Consider the following 21402-nt stretch of genomic DNA (forward strand, 5'->3'; position numbering starts at 1 on the left):
CGTCAATGTCGATGACAAGGCGTGTCGGGACACTCAAGCCCACGATCATCGCCTACTGTCTCTGGGTAGCGATCTTTACCCTGCTGAGCGGATGCACTCGGTCTTCGTCCATCATTTTCCTGGAAGTTCCGCCTGCCAGTTCCGGCGGCATCGGAACCAGTGGACTCATTCGCGGCAAGGTGCTGGGAAGATACCGCGGGCGGCATATCGTACTGTACGCGTTTGCAGATAGTCGTTGGTGGGTGCAGCCCTTTGAGTCTGCAGCGCATACAGAAATCTCAGAAGATGGCTCATGGAGAGCGCAGATCCACCTTGGGAGTGAATATGCGGCCATCCTGAGTAAGGAGGATAGCCAGCCGTCGCAGTACCTGGACGCTCTTCCGACCCTCGGAAAGACAATCGACGCCATCGCCGTGGCCGGAGGCGGCGGAATCGAAATTCCAACACCTGACGATCCGTCCCACGAGACAACTCTGCGTTTCAGCGGCCTGCAGTGGAAGGTGCGCACCGTTCCCGGAGATAGGGCATCGAAGACCAACGAGTACAGTTCCGATAATGTCTTCGTGGACGATGCCGGAACTCTGCACATGCGTCTCATCCGAAACTCTCATGGCTGGGTTTGTTCTGAAGTCAATAGCATTCGTTCGTTCGGGTATGGGACCTATACCTTTAACATCAGTGACGTAGCCCAGCTTGAGCCGGCTGTCATGTTCAGTGCATTCACTTACTTCGATCGGCCCTTGGACGGTGACCATCGGGAGTTGGCTATCCGCCTTACGCGACGTGGTGTGGCTTCAAACACGAACGCCGAGTTCAGTATCCAACCATCCTTCGTTCCCGCGAATTTCTACCATTTCAATGTGCCTCCAGGTCCGCTGCAGCTCAACATGAAGTGGCGCGCCGATCAGGGCGAATTTACAATTTCGCGAGACCAAATACCTCTGAAACAGCCGCTTGAATCATGGCCTTTTAACACGGGCATGCCAATACCAAACGACACGCATGTCTTTATCAATCTTTGTAACTATGGTTATGCACCTTCTCCTCCAACGCACGACGCCGAAGTGGTGGTGAAACGTTTTGAGTTTTTTCCCTAAGAGATCGAACACTCGAAGCCAGATCCACCTTGTTGCGCTGATCGCTCTCTCGTGGTCTGTATTGGCCTGTGCACAGGGCGCTGGTACGGGTTTACAGCAGTACGTGCGCGCCGAATGGGGACCGGATAAGGGGCTTTCGTCCGGCCGGATTCAGGCGCTCGCGCAGACCCGCGACGGTTATCTCTGGATTGGAACGGCAGAAGGCCTTTTCCGTTTTGACGGTTTGCGTTTTGTGCCGATACTTACCGCTCAGAATCATCCGTTACCTCAGATCCTCGGTCTTGCGGTCGACAGGGACGGCATCCTCTGGGTGCGAGCCGCAGATACGCGCATCCGGAAGGTGAGGCGGGACGAAATCGGCCCTCCTGTTTCTCTCGACAAAAGGTTCCTCGCTATAGTCGCCATGGCGGCCGACCAGACGTCTGGGATCTATGCCACGGAAACGCTTAAGAGCGTGGTGCGACTGACACAGAATCATGTGGATCAGCTCTCTATTCACCTACATACCCTGCTGATCTCGATCTCCGAGGCGAGCGACCGGAGGCTTTGGATTGGAACGGATCGAGGCCTTTTGTCTTGGTCGAACGGGAAACTGTCGGCGGTAGGCGGTCCCGAGGTAAATCAAAAAATCAACTGTCTGCTTCCTGATACTGGTGGTCACGTTTGGGTGGGAACGGATGATGGGCTCGCCTACTGGGATGGTCACAACCTGATTCCCCGTTCATTTGGGAATCATGAAATGCAACATCTTCAGGTGCTAACGATCATGGAGGACCGGGAAAAGAACTTGTGGATCGGAACCGCGCGGGGCTTGCTGAGATCCAACTCTGTTGGGGCTGCGTGGGTTCGAGCAGGTCCGAGTTCCGAGCGCGTCCCTGTGACAACGCTATTGCAAGATAGAGAGGGAGATATCTGGTTTGGTAGTGGTTCCACTTTGGAACGACTGAAGAACACTCCGATCGTCCCGGTCAGACTGAATGACTCCACTCTTGGGGAGAGTTTCGGTCCTATATATGTAGGTCAGAATGGCCGCGTATGGTTTGCAGATGTTCGCCATGGTCTTTACTGGATGGAACATGGGATCGCACACTCTGTGCTCAACGACGGCATGTCGAAGGATGAGGTGTACTCCATAGACGGTAACGGAGACGATATTTGGGTTGGAAGACGAAACGGCGGGTTGACGAGGCTACATATCGGCCCTGGTTCCATCGAAAGCAAAACCTGGACGACGGTTGACGGACTCTCGCAGAACAGTGTGTATACAGTGCGTGTGTCGTTCGATGGGACGGTGTGGGCAGGCACTCTGACAGGAGGGCTAAATCGATTCTCGAAAGGCCTGTTCGCACATGTCGACGAGAAAGACGGATTGCCCGCCAATGACGTCTCGGCTATTGAGCTCGGCCGCCAGGGCCAAGTATGGATCGGCACATCAAGGGGGGTGTGCCAAATGGAAGATCTTCGATGCTTGCCCCTATTCCCAGGAACGCAGCCTGCCGGAAAAGATGTGCTTTCACTCTTCGAAGATCCATCCCGTGGCCTTTGGATCGGGACCTCGCATGGGCTGTTTCTTGCTGACGATCATGATGAACATCCCGCCCTGATCGGAACGGGATCACAGCCGAGGATTTTAGGCTTGAGCTTGGACACGACCGGAAGACTCTGGATCGAAAGCGATCGGGCCGTCATGAGCACCGTCCCTGCGGAGTTATTGACGTCGAAGGGCTCTTCCTTCCGAACGTATGGAAACGAAGATGGACTGCAGTCAAACGAAGGTGTTCACCGCTCCCGCTCGTTGGTCACTGACAGTAGTGGGCAGGTGTGGATTACAACCGCGCATGAACTGGCGATGATCGCAACCCACCCAACACCTATTCCGATTGTTATTCCTCATGTAGAAGAAGTCAGCGCCGATGGTGCGCTCTTGGATCGTAGTAGCGCAGACGTGCCCCCCGGCGTCAAGCGGCTCAATTTCTCTTTTACTGGCCTGGACCTGCACGCTCCGTCACGAATTCGTTTTCGCTATCGTCTTGATGACTTCGACAAGACTTGGATCGATGTTGTCAATGAACGGGAGGCAACGTATACCAATCTAGCGCCCGGTAAATACACGTTCCGATTGATTGCCTCCAATGAGTCAAATTCCTGGAATTCAGAGGAGAGCACGGTCCGAGTCGTCATTGAGCCTGGCATTTGGCAGCGTTGGTCGGTGAAAGTGATCTTAGCAGGAGCCCTCACTCTTTTAGTGGTGTTCGTGTATTACACGCGTACGACTTTCCTTCTGGCACAGGCGAACCTCCTCGCGGATGAACGTCTTAGTGAGCGAACGCGGATCGCACGCGACGTTCACGATACTCTTCTACAGGGATTCATAAGTTCGCTGATGCACCTTCATGTCGCGGAGAAACAGATTCCAACCGAGTCTCCTCTGAAAAACAGGTTGGCATTCGTACTGGAAGGCATGGAAAAGGTCATTGAAGAGGCGAGGCTCACAGTCGTCGGGCTCCGGACCCCTGATTCTGGGCACGAAAATCTTGAAGGCTGCCTACGAGACTTCTTTCAAGAAATAAGTGACATCGGGAATGCTGATTTGATGCTTCGCTCGACTGGTAGACCTCACCGCCTTAAACCTGCAGCCCATGAAGACATAAGCGCAATTGCGAAAGAGGCGATCTTGAATGCCTTGCGCCATGCCGGCGCGAAAAGGGTGCTGGTAACCATTGCCTGGGGGTGGCTGGGATTGAAGCTGCTAATCTCCGATGACGGCTCTGGTATGGATGCGACCGTAGCAGAGCACGGGCGCCCCCAGCATTGGGGGCTTGCTAGTATGCGCGAGCGAGCAAAGCAACTCAAGGGTCGATTCAAGATTGAAAGCCATTCAGTCTCTGGTACAAAGATTACGTTAAGCATTCCTGCGAGGATCGCTTATCAAAGGCTGAGCAAATCTACGAGGACGAAGCCTTCCGATACAGGCTGAGTTTTGAAGGCTGGCGGCGAATGCCGCCGGCACTTCGTGTTCGAAGGTTCGTGATTCCGACAAGTTGTCAGAACCACGAGTTCTACATAGCTACTTCAGCGCCAATACGGGACTTTGATTGTCCGGAAGCCGCTTGGAAAATGAAGTCAGACACCTCTTGAGGCCGAGAAAGCATCGGTACATGACTTGTCGGTAATGTAAGGGTTGTGGCGTTCATACGCTTTGCTGTGACGCGTTCTTGTTCCGGCGCAATCATCCGATCATTCGAGGCGACTACGAACCAGCTCGGTTTGGTTCGCCCGGCAGCCGTTGAGATTTCCGCGCCGAGAGCAGCTCCTTAGGTAGGGGTTTGCGTTGCCTTGGTCGAACGCACCCAGGTGCTCTTTCGCGATGTGCCCGAGCTTCTCCGGCGGCTCTGGCGGGAACTCCACCCGGCAGCGAGCGAGCAGCTGCCGCTCTTCCTATGACCGCCTCCGCCCGCTGTGGAAGAGCGCATTGCGATTTGGCATCAACTGAAGACAACGGCCTTTGCTGGTACTAATAGGTCATTGGATCCGTTTCGCATCTGGAGTACCTTGCACCGTCTTCCAGGCTCGATGTTTGCCATGCAGGCGGTAAACGCAACGTGAGACCTAACTCGAGCGCATCCTGTAAGCAGGAATGATGCTCGTCCGGGAGGATCTTGGGTCGTGATATCGAGATTTCGCTACATTGCGCTGTTCGCCACTCTGCTCCCTTCCACGATCTACGCGTGTTCTGTCTCGCGTCTGGAAACTCCAGAAGAACTGGTGTCCGGGGCTGACATGATTGTGCGGGCTGTCGCGATCGACTACCAGAGCCCTCCTGCCAACCCAAACGTATAGACTACCGGGGTACCTGATTCCACCGTGTCATTCAGAGTAATCGAGGTAGTTCATGGCAGCGCGCTTCGCGCTCTCACATTGCACGGTTACCTCGTCCAGCGAGATGACTTCAACGAGCGTGTAGTTCCTTACACCTTTGTACGTCCCGGCGGGCGCGGAGGAAGCTGTTTCGCAAATTCCTATAAGAGAGGAGGAGAGTATTTGCTCTTTTTGAAGAGGGCGAAAGAATCCTCCGAGTTCACTGTGAACTGGGCTGCTCTTGCTCCTGTGAACGAGCAACTGCATGGCGACCAAGACGCTTGGCTCCTATGGGTAAGGAAACAGGCAAAGGCGATAGCGCATACGAATTAATTCGTCCTCACAAGCGCTTTTCGGAAAACGTTTGACGAGATTTTCTTAAATGACGACAACAGCCCGAGGCACTCATCGAACCTCGCTCGGGGTGGTGTAGTGAGTACTTTCACTCCAAGACGACGAAACCGTTGTCGCACTCCTCAGCTATTCAGGCATGGATGCTTAGGGGTGAAGTGGGCGATCCAACGCGGCGAATATTGCTGACCTTGGACGATCACCGGGTCGCCCTTCTTCAAACGGGCCGAGGGCCATTCGGCGCATCCACCTCGGTAGAACCTTACAACCAAACGGTGCGGCCTTTAACCCACTTCAACAGCCATTCCCCAAAGCCAGGCAACCTATGTTGACGCAGATTTCTATGCTGTCCGAGGCTGCTGTATCGAGATAGGCACTTTCAACTGGGAGCATGACCACCTTTTCCGTCCCGTTCCACTTGGCCATCATGGGGTGTAAGAACAGCTCACGCCGCTGCGCCACGGCGAAAAATTTTACGCTCGTTCTTCGAGCTCGCTCGACGGCCTCCTCTCCCGAGGCAATGTATGGTCCGCCGCCTAATTGCAAGCATAAAGCCCAGATGAGATGAAGTGGCCTGCGGCAATGTATTCGGCCTATAGGTGAAGCTTTCGCTTCTGGCCATGATGTACTCCGCGCCCCTCTCTACCTTACAAGCTCGCCGGCATTAAAATGCCTTGCCTTGGGACAGGTTACGAGCGGGCCGGTTTGACCTGTTCTCTCATCAGTTCTTCTGCGCGCAATACCGAGGGGAAAATTAAATACAGTAGCAGCCGTGTGGTGGGAATGTGTGAATCGCGCTAGCGATTTGCATCATTTCCACCACTTCTACGCAGCGGGACGGTACTGCTGACCGGTTGTCAGAATGGCCCATGCGATACGAGCCAGCTTGTTGGCCAGTGCCACAACAGCCACATTGGAATGCTTCCTTACTGCAAGCTCGTCCATCCAGGGACCGAAGCTATGCTGAGATCGGTTTAGTCGTGCGAATGCGGCTCGAGCGCCCTCAACCAGCATTTTCCGCAAGTACTGATTTCCCCGCTTGCTTATACCCAGCAACTTCGCCTTACCACCTGAGGAGTGCTGCCGCGGAACAAGCCCCAGCCAAGAGGCCATATCACGGCCTGTCCGGAAAGCTGCTGCATTGCCCACTGCTGCGACAAGAGCGGTGGAGATGATCGGGCCGATCCCGGGAATACCCGTCAAACGTTTGCACGATTCGTTCGATCGGGAGATACGGCCGATCTCCTCCGTCACATTGCCAATCTTTGCCTCTAGCTCTTCCCACTCTTCTCGGAGTGCTGACAGAATCGTGCGTGAACGGTCGCTCAGTCCATTCTCCGCATCCTCCAAGACCGCCGGCAAATTCTTTCGAAGATGTTCGGATCCAACCCGTATCGGAAGACCGCGTTCAAGCAGAAATCCACGGATCTGATTGGTGAGCGCCACCCTGCGTTGAATCCAACGCTCGCGCACGCGGTGAAGCGCCTGCAGATCGAGCTGCTCTTCCGTCTTCATTGGAACGAAGCGCATGGTAGGCCGCAACACCGCCTCAGCAATCGCCTCTGCATCGATGAAGTCGTTCTTGTTCGACTTCACATACGGGCGCACGTACTCCGCCGGCATGAGCCTGACATCGTGGCCTTGGCTGGCAAGAATGCGAGCCAGATAGTGTGATCCGGAGCAAGCCTCCATCCCAATCACCTCCGCCCTCAGGTTCGCCGTGTACACCAGCAACTGAGGTCGCGAGAACTTCTTCTTCACTACCACGGAGCCCTTCTCATTAAGAGCGACGAGGTGAAAGACGGATTTTGCAACATCGATTCCAACGGTACGAATAGCCATAACGGTCTCCTCCTGAACGCAACTTCAGAGTGTAGCGAGCGGCGGACCATTACATAAGCTCGGGCCCCTCTCCGTAGAAAAGTTTTCTTGGGCTTGGGAGTTCGCACCACCCCATGTCCCTCCGGGCAGTATGTCCCAAGCGGACCGAGACAAACCGAAAAGGAGACTTATCATGCACAGCTTCAAGAACAACGCCCACCTCGAAGGCAATCTCGGCAAAGACGCCGAAATCAAGACCGTCAACAACCAGCAGGTCGTCAATTTCTCCATCGCCGTTCACGAGAAGTGGGAGAAGAACGGCTCGACCCACCAGAGGACAGATTGGTTCAACATCGAGGTCTGGGGGCCGATGACCAAGTTCGCCGCCACCCTGAAAAAGGGCGACCCGGTGATCGTCGAAGGCAAACTGATCCCGCGCCGCTACAAGGTCGATGAGGTCGACCACTTCGCCCTAAGCATCCGAGCCAACTCCCTCCGCAAGATCGACTACAACCAGCCCGCAGTCATTGACGAACCTGATGATGCAGCCCCAGATGCCGAGGACGCCCCCTTCTAAGGGGCGTCCCCGAGAGGAAGAGTGGCTCACAAGAGCCATTCTTCCCTCTGCTTTTAGGCGCTCTCCTCGCCAGCGAGAGTGGTCCTCAAAAGCCATTCTTTGACCTTGTTTGCCCACGGCGGCTTGCTCCCGTACTTCCGCTCGCACCACTTCACCATTCGCAACTCTTCCCGCGCCTGCTTCCTCTCACATGCAATGGCGCTCTCGTAAAGTTCCAGCCACGAAATGAAAAGAACCTCTTTGCCCCCGCACAATTCGATGTCCAGGCCGCTAGCTGTAACCTTCACCGAGACCCGGTGGGATCGCCCCCCTAGTGGCAATTCTGCATTCGGCCGAAAGCTATCTGAACTTAAACGCTTTACTCCAGTCCTCGCCTCCATCCTTCTCCGCTCCTTTGACAAAGTTGTGAACTGCCCCTCGACCACAAACCGTGGGGTATATACCCCACGGTTTTCGGCATTGGATGCTCGCAAATTGCACACAGTTTCCATGACATACAAACATAGAGAGGTATATACCCCTCTATGAACCGCTAATCATCCCGGCGGATGCTCTTCTTTTTCCCGAACGCCACCACGGCACTATTCACCATCGCGTTCATCGAAGTCCCCCTCGATAAGGCGGCCTTCTCCAGCCGCCGGTGCAGCTCGCGTGGGAGATCCACAGTCGTCTGCGCTATGCTCCGTATCTCTGATGTAAGTTGCAAAATAGGCACCGTCGTTAAATCAACGGTTTTCAAAATAAGCACAATTAATTTCACCAGTTCCCCACGCCGACAAATTCGTTCTCGAATCTCCGCATCTGCCTCGGGAACGAATCGCGGTCGCAAACGAACGGTGTCCTTGTTCGACGTTGAGGGTTCAGAATTGCTGATATCCTTCGTCACGACGAACGCGCCTCTTCCGAGTCGGCTCTCCTCGGCTTCACCTTCCACTCCACCGAACTAGACTGCCCTACTTTCTGTCTCAAATACTCCGCGCGTATGGCCTGCCCTCGCTCATACATCTCGACAAGCCTCTGAAACATAACCCAGTATCGACCGCAGATCTCCGCGATGCTCGCGCCAGTACGACGCTTTCCGTACCCTATCGTGCGACCGACCGCCACGCCAATCATAGCCTCCTTGATCTTGTGCGCGTCGCGTCCTATCAACTCCGCTGATTCAGCCGCCCCTTCCAGCTTCCATGCCTCGGCGCGAGCCGCCAGCGCGAGCATCACGTCCAGGTTGTGGCGCATATCCGTCAGGCCGTCCGCCCCCCCATACCAGGCTTAAGTACTCGTCCTCAGACCGGGGATGATCCGGCGCGTCTGCGGCCCGCAGGCACTCCTCGCCAACAACTCTGATGTTGGGAACCTGACGTAGATCATCCATTACATCCTTCCACCCCATTGATGAATAGCGCGCCGCCCTCATCTGTGTCGCAACTACTCCTATAGAGAGGAGTCCTACTATAACCAAAAGAACCACTACCACGATCGTCACAGGAGCTAATTCCTCTTCGCGTAAAATAATTCCCGGAGTTCGGTCGTAGTGGGTGCCACCTCATCTGGATCAAATGTTTGGGTCGCCCTCCGCCGAGCAAATGTGACTGTCCAAAATATCAAGGTTCCCAGATAAACAAATCTCCCGATCTGATCAAACACGGGCAGTTCCGCAGGCCATCCCATCGCGAGCTGCAGGCTTTGTCCTGTCAGCACGACAAGAGCCCACACGGACAGACCTTGCCCAATTGCCATTGCCCCTCTACTCCAGGGCCGGCGCAGACGATTTGCCGCCGCTGACATCGCAACAAACACCTCGCATGTGACCATCGACATAAAAATGTCCGCACGGATCGACCAGAGATCAAGCCCCGCCTGATTCGGCGGTGAGATCGCTTGTGCCACGACACCGGCTGCGAGTATTGCCGCGCCAGCATAAACAAAATACTGTCTCAGCCCCTTCTCAAACCATATTTGTGTCGATCGCATCACGACCCTAGCGAGTTCCAACACGACTCCGATCTGCAAAACATAGTCCCCACCCGCCAGCAGCCAGTACCAGCGGGCATATTCTCCAGCCGACCCATTGCGATGAATCACATACAGAGCGATGTCTCTCAGAAGCAAATAAAATATGCGCGCGGTGAAAACTCGAAAGGTCCTGGCTCCGCCTCGGGTTAACAGCGTAAACAGAAGCACCATGTGCCCAAAACAACACGCTGCCCACAGTACATAATCAAGAGTCTTCAACCCGCTCTCCACTTCATGATCCTCCCCACCTCTTAACGGCTGATCAGAATCCCAGCACCCATAAGAATGTCTCCACCATAATCGCAGCCTGATTGATCACAGCCTGACTGGTTTTCATCGTATTCTCACCTTTCACCGGTCTAGGAGCGCCACCTCCAACAGCATTCGGCGTTACCGTTGCCCAACTAGGCACCACCGCGCACCACAACGCCACTGCTAAAGCAGCTCGACGCACAACAACGAACGGACGAAAAACGTTTTTCATCGCACACTCCGAACCCATCTGTTGGGTTACATAAAGCATATTCACAATATTTCGTAGCCGTCCCTACGACTTTTGCACGCTCCCAGAATCACGACACTCCACTACACAGGTTACCTAGATGGTTATCATGGTTTGGATAAAGTAGCGTTCTCGTACCACAAATAGTAACAAACCACGTTGTTTGTCAAAACCAAGTCTGCAAGCCTCCCTTCCGAAGAGTGTTCGGGTGCGCCTGGCGGTGCCGCCAACATCGCCGATCGACAGATCGCCCTTGCGCGGCTCATGGTATTGATTCGCGAGCTAAAACCACTCGATCGGCAAGTGGTCCTACTTTATCTCGAAGGCGTAGACGCTGCCGGAATCGCGGAGGTGACGGGCATCTCCAGCGGCAACGTCGCCACAAAGATCCATCGCCTGAAAAACATTCTCACTCGCCGCTTTCAAGCAGGAGGCAATCATGACCAATGAAAGTTCTTCGCCCGATATTCGGAGCCTTTGGCAAAGCCAGCCTACCCAGCCCCCGAGCATCTCTCCCGAAGATATTCGCCGCAAGATGCAGAAATTCGAGCACAGGATATTTCGGCGAAATATCAGGGAATATGCTGGCGGAATACTTGTTGTAGTCGCCTTCGGTTTTTGCGAGTGGAAGCTCCCAGCGCCGCTTTTTCGCTTGGGTTCGGGACTGGCCATTGCCGGCGCACTTTACGTGATGTTTCAGCTCATCGACGAGCATCGGTCCGTCCGGCGCCGGGCGACTTGGGTTTGAGCACATGCATCGAGTTCCACCGCCAAACGCTCGAACGTCAGCGTGACGCATTGCGCGGTGTCGGGTCATGGTATCTGCTGCCGCTCGTTCCCGGCCTTGCAGTCATCATGGTTGGAACGGCGATAAATCAGTGGACTGCCCACCCTGTGGGCATGGGTCATCTAGTCATGGGCTACGGTATCGTGGTGGCCCTGGTAGGCGTGGTTTTCTTTGCTGTCTGGAAGCTGAATCAGCGGGGGGCCGATAGGCTTCAAGTTCAGATCGATGAGATGACCGCACTCCGCAGTCATCCGGAAAGTGGTGAGCGCCTATGTTAAGACTCAGACCTCGATTTTTCTCTCATCGTCAAAAAGCAGTCACGTTCTTCGTGCTCCTTGGTGTTTGCATAATCGCGACAATGCCATTCAGAGCCCGAGCGCAAGCCAAGCCGAACATTGCTGGAGACTACTTGGGAACCCTCGGTCCCCTGCACGTCAGGCTGCATCTGAAAGTGGACTCTTCAGGGTTGGTCACTGGCACTCTCGACAGCCCCGATCAAGGAGCCAACGGTATTTCCTGCGCTGACTTCCGTCTGGATGGTGAAGCCATGAGCTTTACAGTCCCGGCGGTCCACGGCTCATGGAAGGGAACCGTGGCCAACGATGGTGCGTCGCTCTCCGGAACATGGGACCAAGGAAGTCCGACGCCCTTGAACTTCGCGCGCGACAACTTTGTGGCAGCGGCCAAACCCTCGCCGGTCGATGGTATCTGGCTGGGGACGCTGCAAGTTGGAAGCACGCCTCTTCGTCTTCAACTTAGTGTAAAGAGCGATACCGCTGGTCGCGAGTTCTGCGCCATGGATAGCCTCGACCAACACGCCATGGGCCTGGAATGCGCAAAGGTCGTCCTCTCAGCCAACGACTTTTCATTCGATGTTCCGGCTGTCCATGGAAACTGGAAAGGCACGCTTTCAGCCGATGGCAACATTCTCTCGGGTGTCTGGAGCCAGGGCAGCCCGTTGCCGCTGAACTTTACCCGGCGATCTGTCGCGATAGCCGCCGCGCCCATTGCTGCACCCACCTACGATGCGGCACTCGCCCCGGTTGCGGCAGCCGATTTGCAATCCGTGCTGGACCGCGATTTGGCCGAAGCGCTCAAAAGTGGAGAACTTGCGCCTGGGACCGGCGTCGGGATATCCATTGCTGTTGTCGAACACGGTGTCAGGCGTGTCTTCAGTTACGGCGCCGCCAAGCAGGATTCGATCTTCGAAATCGGCTCCATCACCAAGACCTTCACCGGCCTTGTGCTCTCGCAGATGGTGGAACAGGGCAAGGTAAAGTTCGATGAGCCGGTGCGCGAACTGCTGCCGCCGGGTACGGTTGCCAAGCCCGCCGGAAATGAAATAACGCTGCTCGATCTGGCCACGCAGCATTCCGGCCTTCCGCGCATACCGGACAACTTCAAGCCCGCCGATCCAAGCAATCCCTATGCCGACTACGGCGCACCCAATCTATACGCATTTGTGGCTCAGCACGGTGTGGCAAAGCCTGTGGACGCCGGTTTTCTTTACAGCAACCTCGGCTTCGGTCTGCTTGGCCAGGCGCTGTCGGTTCATAGTGGCCTGTCATATCCAGCCCTTCTAAAGAAAGAGGTAATTGATCCGCTGGGGCTGAAAGACACAACCGTATCCCTCTCCCCCGCGCAACAGATCCGCTTCGTTGAAGGTCATGACGAACATCATCACCCCGCACACGCCTGGGATCTGGATGCCCTAGCGGGAGCCGGAGCAATCCGCTCGACTGCGGCTGACATGCTTACCTATCTGGAGGCAAACCTGCATCCTGAAAAGCTCACGCGCGTTGCCGGTTCTTCTGCTGGGGCCACGCTGTCTGCAGCTCTCGTCCAGTCGCATCAGCTTCGAGCAGATGCGATGCCTGGAACGCGCATCGCTCTCGCGTGGCTCTTTGTAGATAAAACTGGAGACTATTGGCACAATGGAGCCACCGGTGGATACAGCTCCTACGCATTCTTCAATCCCAAGGCAGATTACGCCGCCGTTGTGCTGCTCAATACCACTCTAGGAAGTACCGGCAGCTTTGCAGATCGGCTGGGCGAACACATTAGCCAGAGATTGGCTGGCAAACCAGCTATATCCCTCGCCAACTAGCGCAGCGGGACCATTCGGCGGATCACAAGGCATTCCATGATCGTGCACACCTCCGATAAATCGGGGTTTTCGGAAATGACGAGAGAATTGTGCACAGACCGCGTTCAACTGCGTCGCTACGTCAGCTGGTGACAAATCTCTAGCGCCGTATCGACAGTGCTCCACGTACAGAAGTGCGCGGCCACCGACGCTGCCGAGGTGGAGCATTGTGGGTACGGCGATTTGTACTAAACCGTGAGGGGATTTGGCAGGACAATTGCTTTATGGGGATTCAATGCGTTGCTATTTCGCACTGACCTTGACTCGTTTGGAAGCGTTCTGATCGCAGCGGCGGCGGTATTCACTTCGCAATTGTCCTGCCAAATGGTAATACGCTTCGACCTACCCGCGAAGCGGGTTTAGTACAAATCGCCAATCCACTCATTAACAAGTGATGAGTTCCGATGAGCATCTTCGGGCGAGTCCGGCAAATTGCGCTCGGTGGCGGCATATCGATCAAGGCCATCGATCGACGAGATGGAGTTCTAGGTGATCGGGCGCGAGCAGGAGCCGCCGAATGCGCGTCGTTTGCCGCGCGGAGTGCAGGCCATGGAAATGACAGAGTATGGAAAGCATGGAAAGCCATGAAGCCGGCTTCCCACCCTTGTATGTTGCGTTCAGAGGCGTGACGATAGGTTACGTTTCGGCGGAGAGGCCGTTCCCACCCGAGGCCAGCCTTGCTGAGCCTGATGCGAAGATCGGCCGCCGTCCCTCTCTTTTTATGCTGTGGAGAATCGGAGGCCTTTGGAGCCTGCATGTTCAAGGTCAGCAGAAAGAGGAAGCCCGTGGACGCGGACAGGGACGGCTGCTGAAGCCCATCCTAGTGCCGAAGGAGGTCTATGAGCAAGCAGATCGTTGCTCTTGGTAAGCCCGCAGTTTCAACCGAGAAATACCCAGATCGCCAAGTGAAGAAGTTGTTTTGCGGTATTGATATAGGCGCGGAAACTCTGGCGATTGCAGTGATGGAGGTGGACCATCCGTGGGTGCAACGCGAGTTTGCCAACACCGTTGCGGGACACAAGGCGCTGCTCAACTGGCTGGGAAAGATGAAGGCGCCGGTGCGGGTATCGCTGGAGGCCACCGGCATTTATTCGATGGACCTGGCCTTGGCCCTGGATGCGACCGAGTTTGTGGAGGTAGCGGTGCTGAACCCAAAAAGGGTTCACGACTTTGCGCGGACACTTCGCCGGTCCAAAACGGACTCAGCAGATGCTCAGGTGCTGGCAGAGTTCAGTCTGCGCATGCCCTTTGCAGCCTGGCAAAAGCCCAGTCAAAGCGCCCTCGCTCTGCGCGCCATCAGCCGGCATCTGGAGGCGTTGGTGGTCCAGCAAAGGCGGGAAGGTAATCGCCTGCACGCCGCCGAAAGATCGTTAGCCACGCCGCGCTGTGTGATCGCGGACCTGAAGCGTTCGCTGGCCGGAGTTGACCGGCGCATCGTGAAGCTGCGCCGTGAGGCCCTGACGTTGATCGCCGCTGATGCCCACTTGAGCCAGCGTTTCAGGCTGTTAACAAGCGTTCCGGGCATCGCGGCCGTCAGCGCGTTGCAGATCCTGGGCGAACTGGTCCTGCTGGCCCCAGACATGAAGGTGCGTCAATGGGTCGCGCGCAGCGGGCTCGATCCGGTACACCAAGACTCTGGCACTTCGGTGCATAAACCATCGCGCATCAGTCGCGCTGGCAGTCGCCACCTGCGCCGGGCGCTTTATATGCCGGCTCTGGCCGCAGTGCGTTGGGACCCACATCTAAAGGCGTTCTATGAAGCCTTGCTTGCGCGGCACAAACGCAAACTGCAGGCACTGATCGCGGTCGCTCGCAAACTGCTTCACGCCATCTACGGCATCTTCGGCAGCCAAACTCCCTACGACGGAAGCAAGCTCTTCCCGCATCTGCTGACCATATAAACGCTACAATCGCCTCATCAAGTGAAACGGAAGCGGGCTCTGCTGGGAAGCAACCATGCCGAGGGATAACTTGGTGGGCTCATCCCGACGATGAACCAACAGCCGAGCGGGGATATCCTCGCTCGGCCCAGACAGGCATCGGAGGGAAAGACCCACCATGCCTTGAAAATCCATTCCATCCCCACCGAAAATGCTTGCACTACAAGAGAGAATCTTCCCACACTCTTTGGAAATCCCGTCGGGATTCCCCGTTCGTTAATGCCGCCGATATCAAGCACATTACCCATGCGCTGAAGATGCTGAAGCCCGGAGGCCGTATCGTTGCACTCTGCGCCAATGGGCCGCGTCAAAACGACGTTCTAAAGCCACTGGTAACCGCTCGCGGCGGTTTATGGGAGGAATTGGCCGCCGACACCTTCCGCAGCGCAGGAACCGCCGTGCGCTGCGTTCTCGTCGCCTTTACCGCTCCGTCCCACTGACCGGAGCACTCCCGAAAGACCGGGACGAAAAATGCAATTAATCAAGCCAAACAAGGCTACAATCACAAGGAGAAGACGACTATGTCCGACAACATTCTAGAAACACTCCAGAAGCTCATTCAAGACGTGATCGCCCCCGGAGTGCGCGAATTGCAGGTTAAGGCCGCTGCTGCCGAGAAGCAGCGCGAAACCGAGTACAAAGCCCTTCAAGATCAGCTTGCAGCTATGACCCGACAAATGGAAGCTCAGAGCGGGAAAGCTGAAGCTCAGTACAAGGCGATCATGTCAGCGATCGGTGAGGCCAACGCCAAGAGCGAGCTTGAATCGATGCGGCTTGTCTCCGCCCTGTCTGAACGCGTTGCAGTCCTTGAAGCGGGCCGCCACTAAATATAAACTCTGGTTGAAAAAACTCCGGCTGCGAAGGCCGGAGTTTTTCTTTGTCACCCAACCAACCCGAAAACTCCAATTAAGACACTCCCGGAAGCTACTCCACGTCGGAGACCTGCGAATCCTTGAAGATCACCTTCATGTCCTTGTAGATGTAAATCTGCTTCTCGCCCAGATCCACGATCTTCTCGGGGTTGCCCAGCACCTTCTTTACCTCTTCTGTGCTCATCCCGACCTTGATTGTCTTACTTTCGACCGCGTTTGCAGTCGCAGAATCGGCGATCACGGCATCGATGGTCTTTTGGACTTCATCGGCCTTTAAGGTGTCGAGGTTCGGGATATGGAATGTTACCTCGGCCCGATATCGAGTCCCAATTCCAGAGCCCAGCGTGGTCACATTTACGGTTAGGAGCTCGAAACGAACCTGATCCCCCTTTACGTCTAGCTTGGTGACGTAGACCGTTTCGCCAGGAGTCAAAGTGCGCGATTCATGCGTATCGCTGAGGGACGCCAAGAATCCCTTCTGCTGAATGGCTTGGCCGTCCACTATCGAAGTGTTCACAATCGCCTGTGTCGTGTTGGCCACATCGGCATAAATCCCCGGAACTCGAACAGTCAACACTGCCCCCGGCTGAGTGATCCGGTTATAGTCAAACTTCAACATCGTCACGCCGACCTTCGTTAGAGGATACTGAGCCTTCAACGTTTCCGCGATCGACGATTCACTCGCGTGTGCGCGGCTAGCTGAAAGGGTCACTGCCATGAAGAGGATGAACGCAGTCATGACACTTGCTAACAATCCTTGCAAAGTGCCACGATCCAGTGCCGTTGATTCAGGAGTCGTCTCCATCCAATGCCGAATCAGACGGCGCCGCTTCCTCGTTTGACCCCAACCATCAATCCTCTCCATCCACATTCCTCCCTCCCACGGCCAAAAGACGCTCGCTTTGTCACCCTTATCTACCTCCCTATTCGCCTCGTCTCAGCCCTTGCGGCCCGCGTCAGCAAATACGCCGACCAGCCAATGCCCAAAAGCCCCGTAACTATTTCCTTCAATGCAGCCCAACTCATTCCTTGCCGCTCCCAAGAGCACGATCTTCCCGCAGCATCACCTAAATAACGCCATGCTTCGCCAAAAACATCCCGAGCCATAGCAGGCCGCCGCTAACCAAAACGCCAATAGCTATGCACCCGAACAGCAATCTCCCCCACCCGCCAAAAAGCTTCACCCGGAAATCGCGAGTCACTCCGGTCAAGACAAGTCTGGCCTCTCGCACCGACCGATCAAGCTCGGTTTTCACCCAGACATCCATATGGACCTGCGCCTGCGTCAGGGCGCGTTCAAGCGACGTTTCTATAATCTCTTTGATAACCGCTGAAAACCGTTGTCTCGTCTCATCGGTGTAGCTCTTCATGATGCTTTCGCCGGCGATCGCATTCCTCATGCTTGCTTGTACATCTTCCAGCAGTTCCCGAGTGGACGCGCCCGCGTCCGTAATATTCCTCCTCAGTTGAAGCGCCGAAAAATCCGCGATCTCTCGAAACGAGCCGCGCATCTTGCCCATCTCCTCCGTCGCCTGGGCCAGCCCCTCCCCCATCCTCTCGAGGGCCCTGCACTCGACGACAGTCAGCTTATATCGCAGCCATTCAGGATCGTCAGGATCGATCTTGGCAAAATGGTCTACCAAGTCGACTAGAAACCGCTCCCGCTCTTCGCCTTCTGGAAACGCGTAGGCAACCAGGTCTCGAATCCACAAACCTTTTACAGATGTCGCGGATGTTCCGTTTTCGATTGCGCTCATGGCAGCAACACCTCCTGCGCCTTCGAGAATTCGGCAAATGCCCGAAAGCGATATGTCCGCGCGCGCAGCATCATCTCGGCCCGCCGCAGTTCCGCGATGTCCGTTTTGCGGTCGCCTACATCCCCCAGCGTTACGCAGCGTGTACGCATCAGTTGCTGAAGATCCTCCCGCCTCGCATCGAAGCGAATCTCGGCAGGATTGAACGCCTCCCTGAACGCCGCAACTTCAGCCGTCAGCTTGGCGTTACGCCATCCGGAGACGCTTCCCGAAGCCGCGAAATTCTCAACGACGACGTAATCAACTGTGCCTTGCAGTTCCAGCGCCCACTCCAGTACGGAACGGGCCGACGCGATGTCCTCATCCACCACCCCGATCGCAGTCCAGCGAAGCGGTATGCCGGAACCCTGCATCACCGTATAGAACTCCTCGAACCACGGAATCATTCGATGACCCTGCGCCGCGCCCATGTCGGCCAGAATCACATCCGCGTCAGCCTCCATCGAGACCCCGAGAAGCCGGTCATAAGCCCGCTCTTCCATCGCCGGCATCTTCTGCGCCGACGGGAAAAAGGCTTTAAGCGAACCCTCCGTCTTGTTCTCCGGGTCCATATCGAACATCTCGATCCTGAGCCCCAGGGATTGATACCATTCGGCAAGGGTCGCCATTACGGTTGTCTTCCCTACCCCCCCTTTGCCGGCCATCGGAAACACTACCCGCTTCGGTTTTATGTCTAACCCCTCCGCCACCCCTATCGCACTTGCCGCACCGCTCTTCTTTTCCGCCATCGACAGTTCCCCGCTGCTAGTAAAATGTGAAAAGTACGCTTCACAATAAATGGTGGCCTCCAGATTGGAAGCAACCCCCTCGCCCCCCCCCCGATTATGACTCCTGGCGGCCTATAAATTCCGGGAGAGTGAAAACCTTCTTTTTTCGCTCTTCCTCCGCTTGACGATACAACTCCGCATCCCCCCGAGCCTTGGCCCGAATGCTTTCCCGCTGGGCTCGCCAGTCCATACTTTCTTCCGCAACATGCCCTTCTGCCCGAGATAACCTCGCCGTTGCCAAGCTATCAGCCAAAGAAGAGACAGGAGGGGGTGAGGTCCTCGTTTGTGCTTTCGCCACGCCGTGGACGAAGAGCCTCCGAGTCATTCGCGCAAATTGGTGGTACTGACCTCGATAGCCGTGGTTCACGAGCTCCATCCAAATTTCCTTCCACGTTAGGCCTAGCGCATGTGCCGCCCATAATTGGGGCGCGAGCCCCTTGAGAGGACGAGCGCTGGTCCACTGTGCTCCGCAGCGCCGCTCAAACAGCTCTACGAGGGCAGTCACTTCGGGGGGAGCATTGCTGTGAAATGTACTATGCACATTCGGGAGTATTCCACAGAGCGTGGTGATCTGGCAAGGCCTCTATTGTGTCCCCAAGTGTCTTTATGTGTCGTCGTAGTGTCACTCTCTGTCACAATGTGCCTCGGAGTCTGAGAACGTATCACTAAGTGTCACCCGCTACTTTCCGCGGCTTCTGGCGGCCACGAGGTAGGCTCTCTGAGCCTTCGTCTTTGAGGAGAGAGAGGTAGTGGAACATAAAGCCGCTGCCGCTTTTGTGACCTATTTCCTTCTATCTCCGTGGACCTTTAACAAGTTAGATGCGCCGCTCACGGCCTCATATAGGAAAGTCACGGCCGCTCGAATTTGAAAAGTACAATGCACATGAGTTACAGTCGTCGGCATGGCGAAAAAGGCTCAAGAATTAACGCGTTTCTATATTCGGCTGAATCAGGCAGACACGAAGCGGCTCGAACAACTTCGCAAAGAATTGCAAGCTAAGAGCGCGACAGATGTTTTCCGCCACCTCGTTCGCACAGAGACGGCTCCTCTTGAAGCTCAGGAGGCAATGCTCTATTCGATCCTCGAAGACTTTTCGACCACAATGGTGCGGCGGCTGAGGGCCGTGGAGACGCTAACGCAGTTGCAACTGTCGTTCTTCGATACCTACGTTAAGTACATGCTCACGGCTATGCCGGAGATCCCGACAGGCCTCTTGAGCAGCGCGCGTGTTCGAGGCAAACGTCTGTATGAGCAAATCAATTTGAGCGCGGCCAGGCAGTTTCAGCGGCGCCGCGAAGAACGCGTGTATGAAAACGAAAGCCTTCTTACGGGGGATCCCGCATCCCGACACGAGGACATGACGCCTTCGGCGGAAACCGGAGATGTCTAAGCCCCTTGGCAAAATTCCAGCCACGACGAAACCAAAGAGCTCCGAAAGAGAGCGGTCAGTACGGCTGCGCCCCGGCAGGCAGCGTGCTGTTAACACTACACCTCGTGTCCGATCGTCCGCAGCAGCCAAGAATCTGTTTCGTCTTGTGCGCCTGGTTAGCCGGTCTCCTCGTGCCCCAGGAAGGGTAGGCGGCCAAGGCGGATCATCCCGCCTTTCCAACTATATGCGGCGAGCTGTCGTCAACGTCCGTTACAAGACTTCAAAGAGCCCTCGATCCTGGAAGGCCCATGGCGCCTATCTGGAGCGAGAGAGCGCTACTCGGCCCGTCGAAACTGAACATGGTCGCGAACACGATCCCTCTAAAGACCGATTGGGCGTTGCCAAGGAAGAGTCTCTTGCCGCGATCGCCGACCGGTGGCAGCGCGACGGAGATGCTCGAATATGGAAGATTATTGTTTCTCCGGAAGATTCAGGCGTCGACTTCGAGCGGACGGCGAAGACCGTTATTTCCGCAATCGAACGCGAGACGGGACATCCGGTAGAGTGGGCTGGAATAGTGCATCGCAACACGGACCACGCTCATGCTCACTTGGTAATCCGGGGTCGTAGCCCAGATGGCAAACCGCTCGACCTTCCGCGCACTGTTATACGGCAAGGACTTCGGGAAGCGGTGCGCCTTGACCTTACCCACCAACTAGGACCAAGGACCATCGCCGACATTGAGCGTCAGAAGACGGGCGAACTAACAACGGCCCGTGTGACTAGCCTCGACCGGTCGTTGGCCCGTCGCGTCCGGGACCACTCCTCCGATGGCGCATTCCAACGCCTTTTGAGAACCAACAATGTTGAGGAGCAGAGACGCCTCAACTATCTGAAAACCATCGGTCTCGCCCGGCAGGAGACGAGCGAACTCTGGCTTCTTCGCACCGACTTCGTGGCTCAACTGACGCAGATGAAAGACCTCCAAGATCGCGCCAGGACTCTCTTCCGCTCCGGCGTCGCCATCAGCGATCCCCATGCGCCAATGGAGTTTCTCTCGGGATCCCGCAAGTTTATTGGCCGCGTGCTCCTGAACAGCGAGGATGAACGGACAGGGGCCATGCAGACAATCTTCGAAACCATCGACGGCCGCATTCAAATCATTCGCCACGACAGCACGTTGCGCGCCGCCTGGGAGCGCGGAGACCTCAGGCCGGGCAATCTCGTGTCCATCGATTTCCTCAAGAGCTCGCCCGAACGGCTCTACGCCGTCTCTCTCGGTGCCGACCAAACCGTGCTCACCGACAAGAAGGCCTTAGATGTCGTTCTGCGAAAAATCGATTTGCGGGAGCTTGCCAAGCCGGAGCTCGAGAAGGGATGGATGGGCCAATTTCGCAAGGCCCTCTCCGAACGCGCCCGCAGCCGCCCCCGAGACCGCGCTTTATGAGCGGCAAAACAAATTAGGGTTATAGTTGGTGTGAAATGTA

Annotated in this window: 22 protein-coding genes; 13 read left to right on the plus strand and 9 right to left on the minus strand. The window is 55.8% G+C overall.

Features of this window, described 5'->3' with window-relative positions; all coding sequences use genetic code 11:
• The first annotated feature begins 5 nt into the window (after window positions 1-5).
• From ACPOL_RS32750 to ACPOL_RS33895, 3 genes are all read left to right on the plus strand, one after another.
• Window positions 6-1097 (plus strand): LamG domain-containing protein, encoded by a 1092-nt coding sequence (locus ACPOL_RS32750; RefSeq protein ID WP_150133239.1) that lies wholly within the window; start codon window positions 6-8, stop codon window positions 1095-1097.
• A complete protein-coding gene (locus tag ACPOL_RS32755) occupies window positions 1081-4074 on the plus strand; it encodes a sensor histidine kinase (protein ID WP_114211534.1) in 2994 nt (997 codons plus the stop codon). Before ACPOL_RS32750 ends, ACPOL_RS32755 begins: the two co-directional genes overlap by 17 nt.
• Window positions 4075-4763: 689 nt before the next feature.
• Window positions 4764-4937: a hypothetical protein gene (locus ACPOL_RS33895; RefSeq protein WP_161557718.1), complete on the plus strand. Its 174-nt coding sequence runs from the start codon at window positions 4764-4766 to the stop codon at window positions 4935-4937.
• A 1194-nt stretch (window positions 4938-6131) separates the two neighbouring features.
• On the opposite strand, the gene ACPOL_RS32765 is transcribed toward ACPOL_RS33895, so the two are convergent.
• On the minus strand, window positions 6132-7148 hold the full coding sequence (locus ACPOL_RS32765) for an IS110 family RNA-guided transposase (protein WP_114207353.1): 1017 nt from the start codon (window positions 7146-7148) through the stop codon (window positions 6132-6134).
• 172 nt (window positions 7149-7320) lie between these two features.
• On the opposite strand from ACPOL_RS32765, the gene ACPOL_RS32770 reads away from it, so the two are divergent.
• Window positions 7321-7704 carry a single-stranded DNA-binding protein gene (locus tag ACPOL_RS32770; protein ID WP_161557719.1) on the plus strand — a complete coding sequence of 128 codons (384 nt, stop codon included), beginning with the start codon at window positions 7321-7323 and terminating at the stop codon, window positions 7702-7704.
• A gap of 53 nt (window positions 7705-7757) precedes the next feature.
• Here the strand turns inward: ACPOL_RS32770 and ACPOL_RS32775 are convergent, their stop codons facing one another.
• From ACPOL_RS32775 to ACPOL_RS32795, 5 genes are all read right to left on the minus strand, one after another.
• Window positions 7758-7991 (minus strand): hypothetical protein, encoded by a 234-nt coding sequence (locus ACPOL_RS32775; protein ID WP_236657651.1) that lies wholly within the window; start codon window positions 7989-7991, stop codon window positions 7758-7760.
• A 245-nt stretch (window positions 7992-8236) separates the two neighbouring features.
• Window positions 8237-8464: a hypothetical protein gene (locus ACPOL_RS33345; protein ID WP_150133240.1), complete on the minus strand. Its 228-nt coding sequence runs from the start codon at window positions 8462-8464 to the stop codon at window positions 8237-8239.
• 122 nt (window positions 8465-8586) lie between these two features.
• Window positions 8587-8940, minus strand: coding sequence for a hypothetical protein (locus tag ACPOL_RS32785; protein ID WP_114211539.1), 354 nt, complete (start codon window positions 8938-8940; stop codon window positions 8587-8589).
• A 252-nt stretch (window positions 8941-9192) separates the two neighbouring features.
• On the minus strand, window positions 9193-9936 hold the full coding sequence (locus tag ACPOL_RS32790) for a hypothetical protein (RefSeq protein WP_114211540.1): 744 nt from the start codon (window positions 9934-9936) through the stop codon (window positions 9193-9195).
• Between the two features lie 43 nt (window positions 9937-9979).
• Complete coding sequence (locus ACPOL_RS32795) at window positions 9980-10201, minus strand: hypothetical protein (protein WP_150133241.1); 222 nt, start codon at window positions 10199-10201, stop codon at window positions 9980-9982.
• Between the two features lie 177 nt (window positions 10202-10378).
• On the opposite strand from ACPOL_RS32795, the gene ACPOL_RS35360 reads away from it, so the two are divergent.
• From ACPOL_RS35360 to ACPOL_RS32835, 7 genes are all read left to right on the plus strand, one after another.
• Complete coding sequence (locus ACPOL_RS35360) at window positions 10379-10669, plus strand: RNA polymerase sigma factor (protein ID WP_236657652.1); 291 nt, start codon at window positions 10379-10381, stop codon at window positions 10667-10669.
• The gene (locus ACPOL_RS32805; protein WP_114211542.1) at window positions 10659-10967 is read left to right on the plus strand and encodes a hypothetical protein; all 309 of its coding nucleotides are present in this window, start codon (window positions 10659-10661) and stop codon (window positions 10965-10967) included. Before ACPOL_RS35360 ends, ACPOL_RS32805 begins: the two co-directional genes overlap by 11 nt.
• Window positions 10964-11284, plus strand: coding sequence for a hypothetical protein (locus tag ACPOL_RS32810; protein ID WP_114211543.1), 321 nt, complete (start codon window positions 10964-10966; stop codon window positions 11282-11284). Before ACPOL_RS32805 ends, ACPOL_RS32810 begins: the two co-directional genes overlap by 4 nt.
• Window positions 11285-11415: 131 nt before the next feature.
• Window positions 11416-13113 (plus strand): serine hydrolase domain-containing protein, encoded by a 1698-nt coding sequence (locus ACPOL_RS32815; protein ID WP_161557720.1) that lies wholly within the window; start codon window positions 11416-11418, stop codon window positions 13111-13113.
• Window positions 13114-13991: 878 nt separating this feature from the next.
• Window positions 13992-15053 carry an IS110 family RNA-guided transposase gene (locus ACPOL_RS32825; protein ID WP_114205765.1) on the plus strand — a complete coding sequence of 354 codons (1062 nt, stop codon included), beginning with the start codon at window positions 13992-13994 and terminating at the stop codon, window positions 15051-15053.
• A 194-nt stretch (window positions 15054-15247) separates the two neighbouring features.
• Window positions 15248-15532, plus strand: a complete 285-nt coding sequence (locus ACPOL_RS32830; RefSeq protein ID WP_114211546.1) for a hypothetical protein — start codon at window positions 15248-15250, stop codon at window positions 15530-15532.
• 81 nt (window positions 15533-15613) lie between these two features.
• Window positions 15614-15919 carry a hypothetical protein gene (locus ACPOL_RS32835; RefSeq protein ID WP_114211547.1) on the plus strand — a complete coding sequence of 102 codons (306 nt, stop codon included), beginning with the start codon at window positions 15614-15616 and terminating at the stop codon, window positions 15917-15919.
• Window positions 15920-16016: 97 nt separating this feature from the next.
• Here the strand turns inward: ACPOL_RS32835 and ACPOL_RS32840 are convergent, their stop codons facing one another.
• The 3 genes from ACPOL_RS32840 to ACPOL_RS32850 all read right to left on the minus strand — a co-directional run bounded on the left by ACPOL_RS32840 (window position 16017) and on the right by ACPOL_RS32850 (window position 18506).
• Complete coding sequence (locus tag ACPOL_RS32840) at window positions 16017-16829, minus strand: hypothetical protein (RefSeq protein ID WP_236657653.1); 813 nt, start codon at window positions 16827-16829, stop codon at window positions 16017-16019.
• 202 nt (window positions 16830-17031) lie between these two features.
• Window positions 17032-17721 carry a hypothetical protein gene (locus tag ACPOL_RS32845; protein ID WP_114211549.1) on the minus strand — a complete coding sequence of 230 codons (690 nt, stop codon included), beginning with the start codon at window positions 17719-17721 and terminating at the stop codon, window positions 17032-17034.
• Complete coding sequence (locus tag ACPOL_RS32850; RefSeq protein ID WP_114211550.1) at window positions 17718-18506, minus strand: nucleotide-binding protein; 789 nt, start codon at window positions 18504-18506, stop codon at window positions 17718-17720. The genes ACPOL_RS32845 and ACPOL_RS32850 overlap by 4 nt, the downstream gene beginning before the upstream one ends.
• Window positions 18507-19447: 941 nt before the next feature.
• Here ACPOL_RS32850 and ACPOL_RS32860 point away from each other — a divergent pair.
• The gene (locus ACPOL_RS32860; RefSeq protein WP_114211552.1) at window positions 19448-19936 is read left to right on the plus strand and encodes a hypothetical protein; all 489 of its coding nucleotides are present in this window, start codon (window positions 19448-19450) and stop codon (window positions 19934-19936) included.
• On the plus strand, window positions 19929-21362 hold the full coding sequence (locus ACPOL_RS32865; RefSeq protein ID WP_114211553.1) for a DUF3363 domain-containing protein: 1434 nt from the start codon (window positions 19929-19931) through the stop codon (window positions 21360-21362). Before ACPOL_RS32860 ends, ACPOL_RS32865 begins: the two co-directional genes overlap by 8 nt.
• Window positions 21363-21402: the final 40 nt, after the last annotated feature.

Origin of the sequence: Acidisarcina polymorpha, from assembly GCF_003330725.1 — a bacterium.
Lineage (GTDB): Bacteria > Acidobacteriota > Terriglobia > Terriglobales > Acidobacteriaceae > Acidisarcina > Acidisarcina polymorpha.

Excerpts from the sequence above, each read along its gene's own strand:
- ACPOL_RS32750 (WP_150133239.1), top strand. The coding sequence starts at position 6 with ATGTCGATGACAAGGCGTGTCGGGACACTCAAGCCCACGATCATCGCC.
- ACPOL_RS32765 (WP_114207353.1), bottom strand. The coding sequence starts at position 7,148 with ATGGCTATTCGTACCGTTGGAATCGATGTTGCAAAATCCGTCTTTCAC.
- ACPOL_RS32770 (WP_161557719.1), top strand. The coding sequence starts at position 7,321 with ATGCACAGCTTCAAGAACAACGCCCACCTCGAAGGCAATCTCGGCAAA.
- ACPOL_RS32785 (WP_114211539.1), bottom strand. The coding sequence starts at position 8,940 with ATGCGCCACAACCTGGACGTGATGCTCGCGCTGGCGGCTCGCGCCGAG.
- ACPOL_RS32795 (WP_150133241.1), bottom strand. The coding sequence starts at position 10,201 with ATGAAAAACGTTTTTCGTCCGTTCGTTGTTGTGCGTCGAGCTGCTTTA.
- ACPOL_RS32805 (WP_114211542.1), top strand. The coding sequence starts at position 10,659 with ATGACCAATGAAAGTTCTTCGCCCGATATTCGGAGCCTTTGGCAAAGC.
- ACPOL_RS32825 (WP_114205765.1), top strand. The coding sequence starts at position 13,992 with ATGAGCAAGCAGATCGTTGCTCTTGGTAAGCCCGCAGTTTCAACCGAG.
- ACPOL_RS32835 (WP_114211547.1), top strand. The coding sequence starts at position 15,614 with ATGTCCGACAACATTCTAGAAACACTCCAGAAGCTCATTCAAGACGTG.
- ACPOL_RS32840 (WP_236657653.1), bottom strand. The coding sequence starts at position 16,829 with ATGGAGAGGATTGATGGTTGGGGTCAAACGAGGAAGCGGCGCCGTCTG.
- ACPOL_RS32845 (WP_114211549.1), bottom strand. The coding sequence starts at position 17,721 with ATGAGCGCAATCGAAAACGGAACATCCGCGACATCTGTAAAAGGTTTG.
- ACPOL_RS32850 (WP_114211550.1), bottom strand. The coding sequence starts at position 18,506 with ATGGCGGAAAAGAAGAGCGGTGCGGCAAGTGCGATAGGGGTGGCGGAG.
- ACPOL_RS32860 (WP_114211552.1), top strand. The coding sequence starts at position 19,448 with ATGGCGAAAAAGGCTCAAGAATTAACGCGTTTCTATATTCGGCTGAAT.
- ACPOL_RS32865 (WP_114211553.1), top strand. The coding sequence starts at position 19,929 with ATGTCTAAGCCCCTTGGCAAAATTCCAGCCACGACGAAACCAAAGAGC.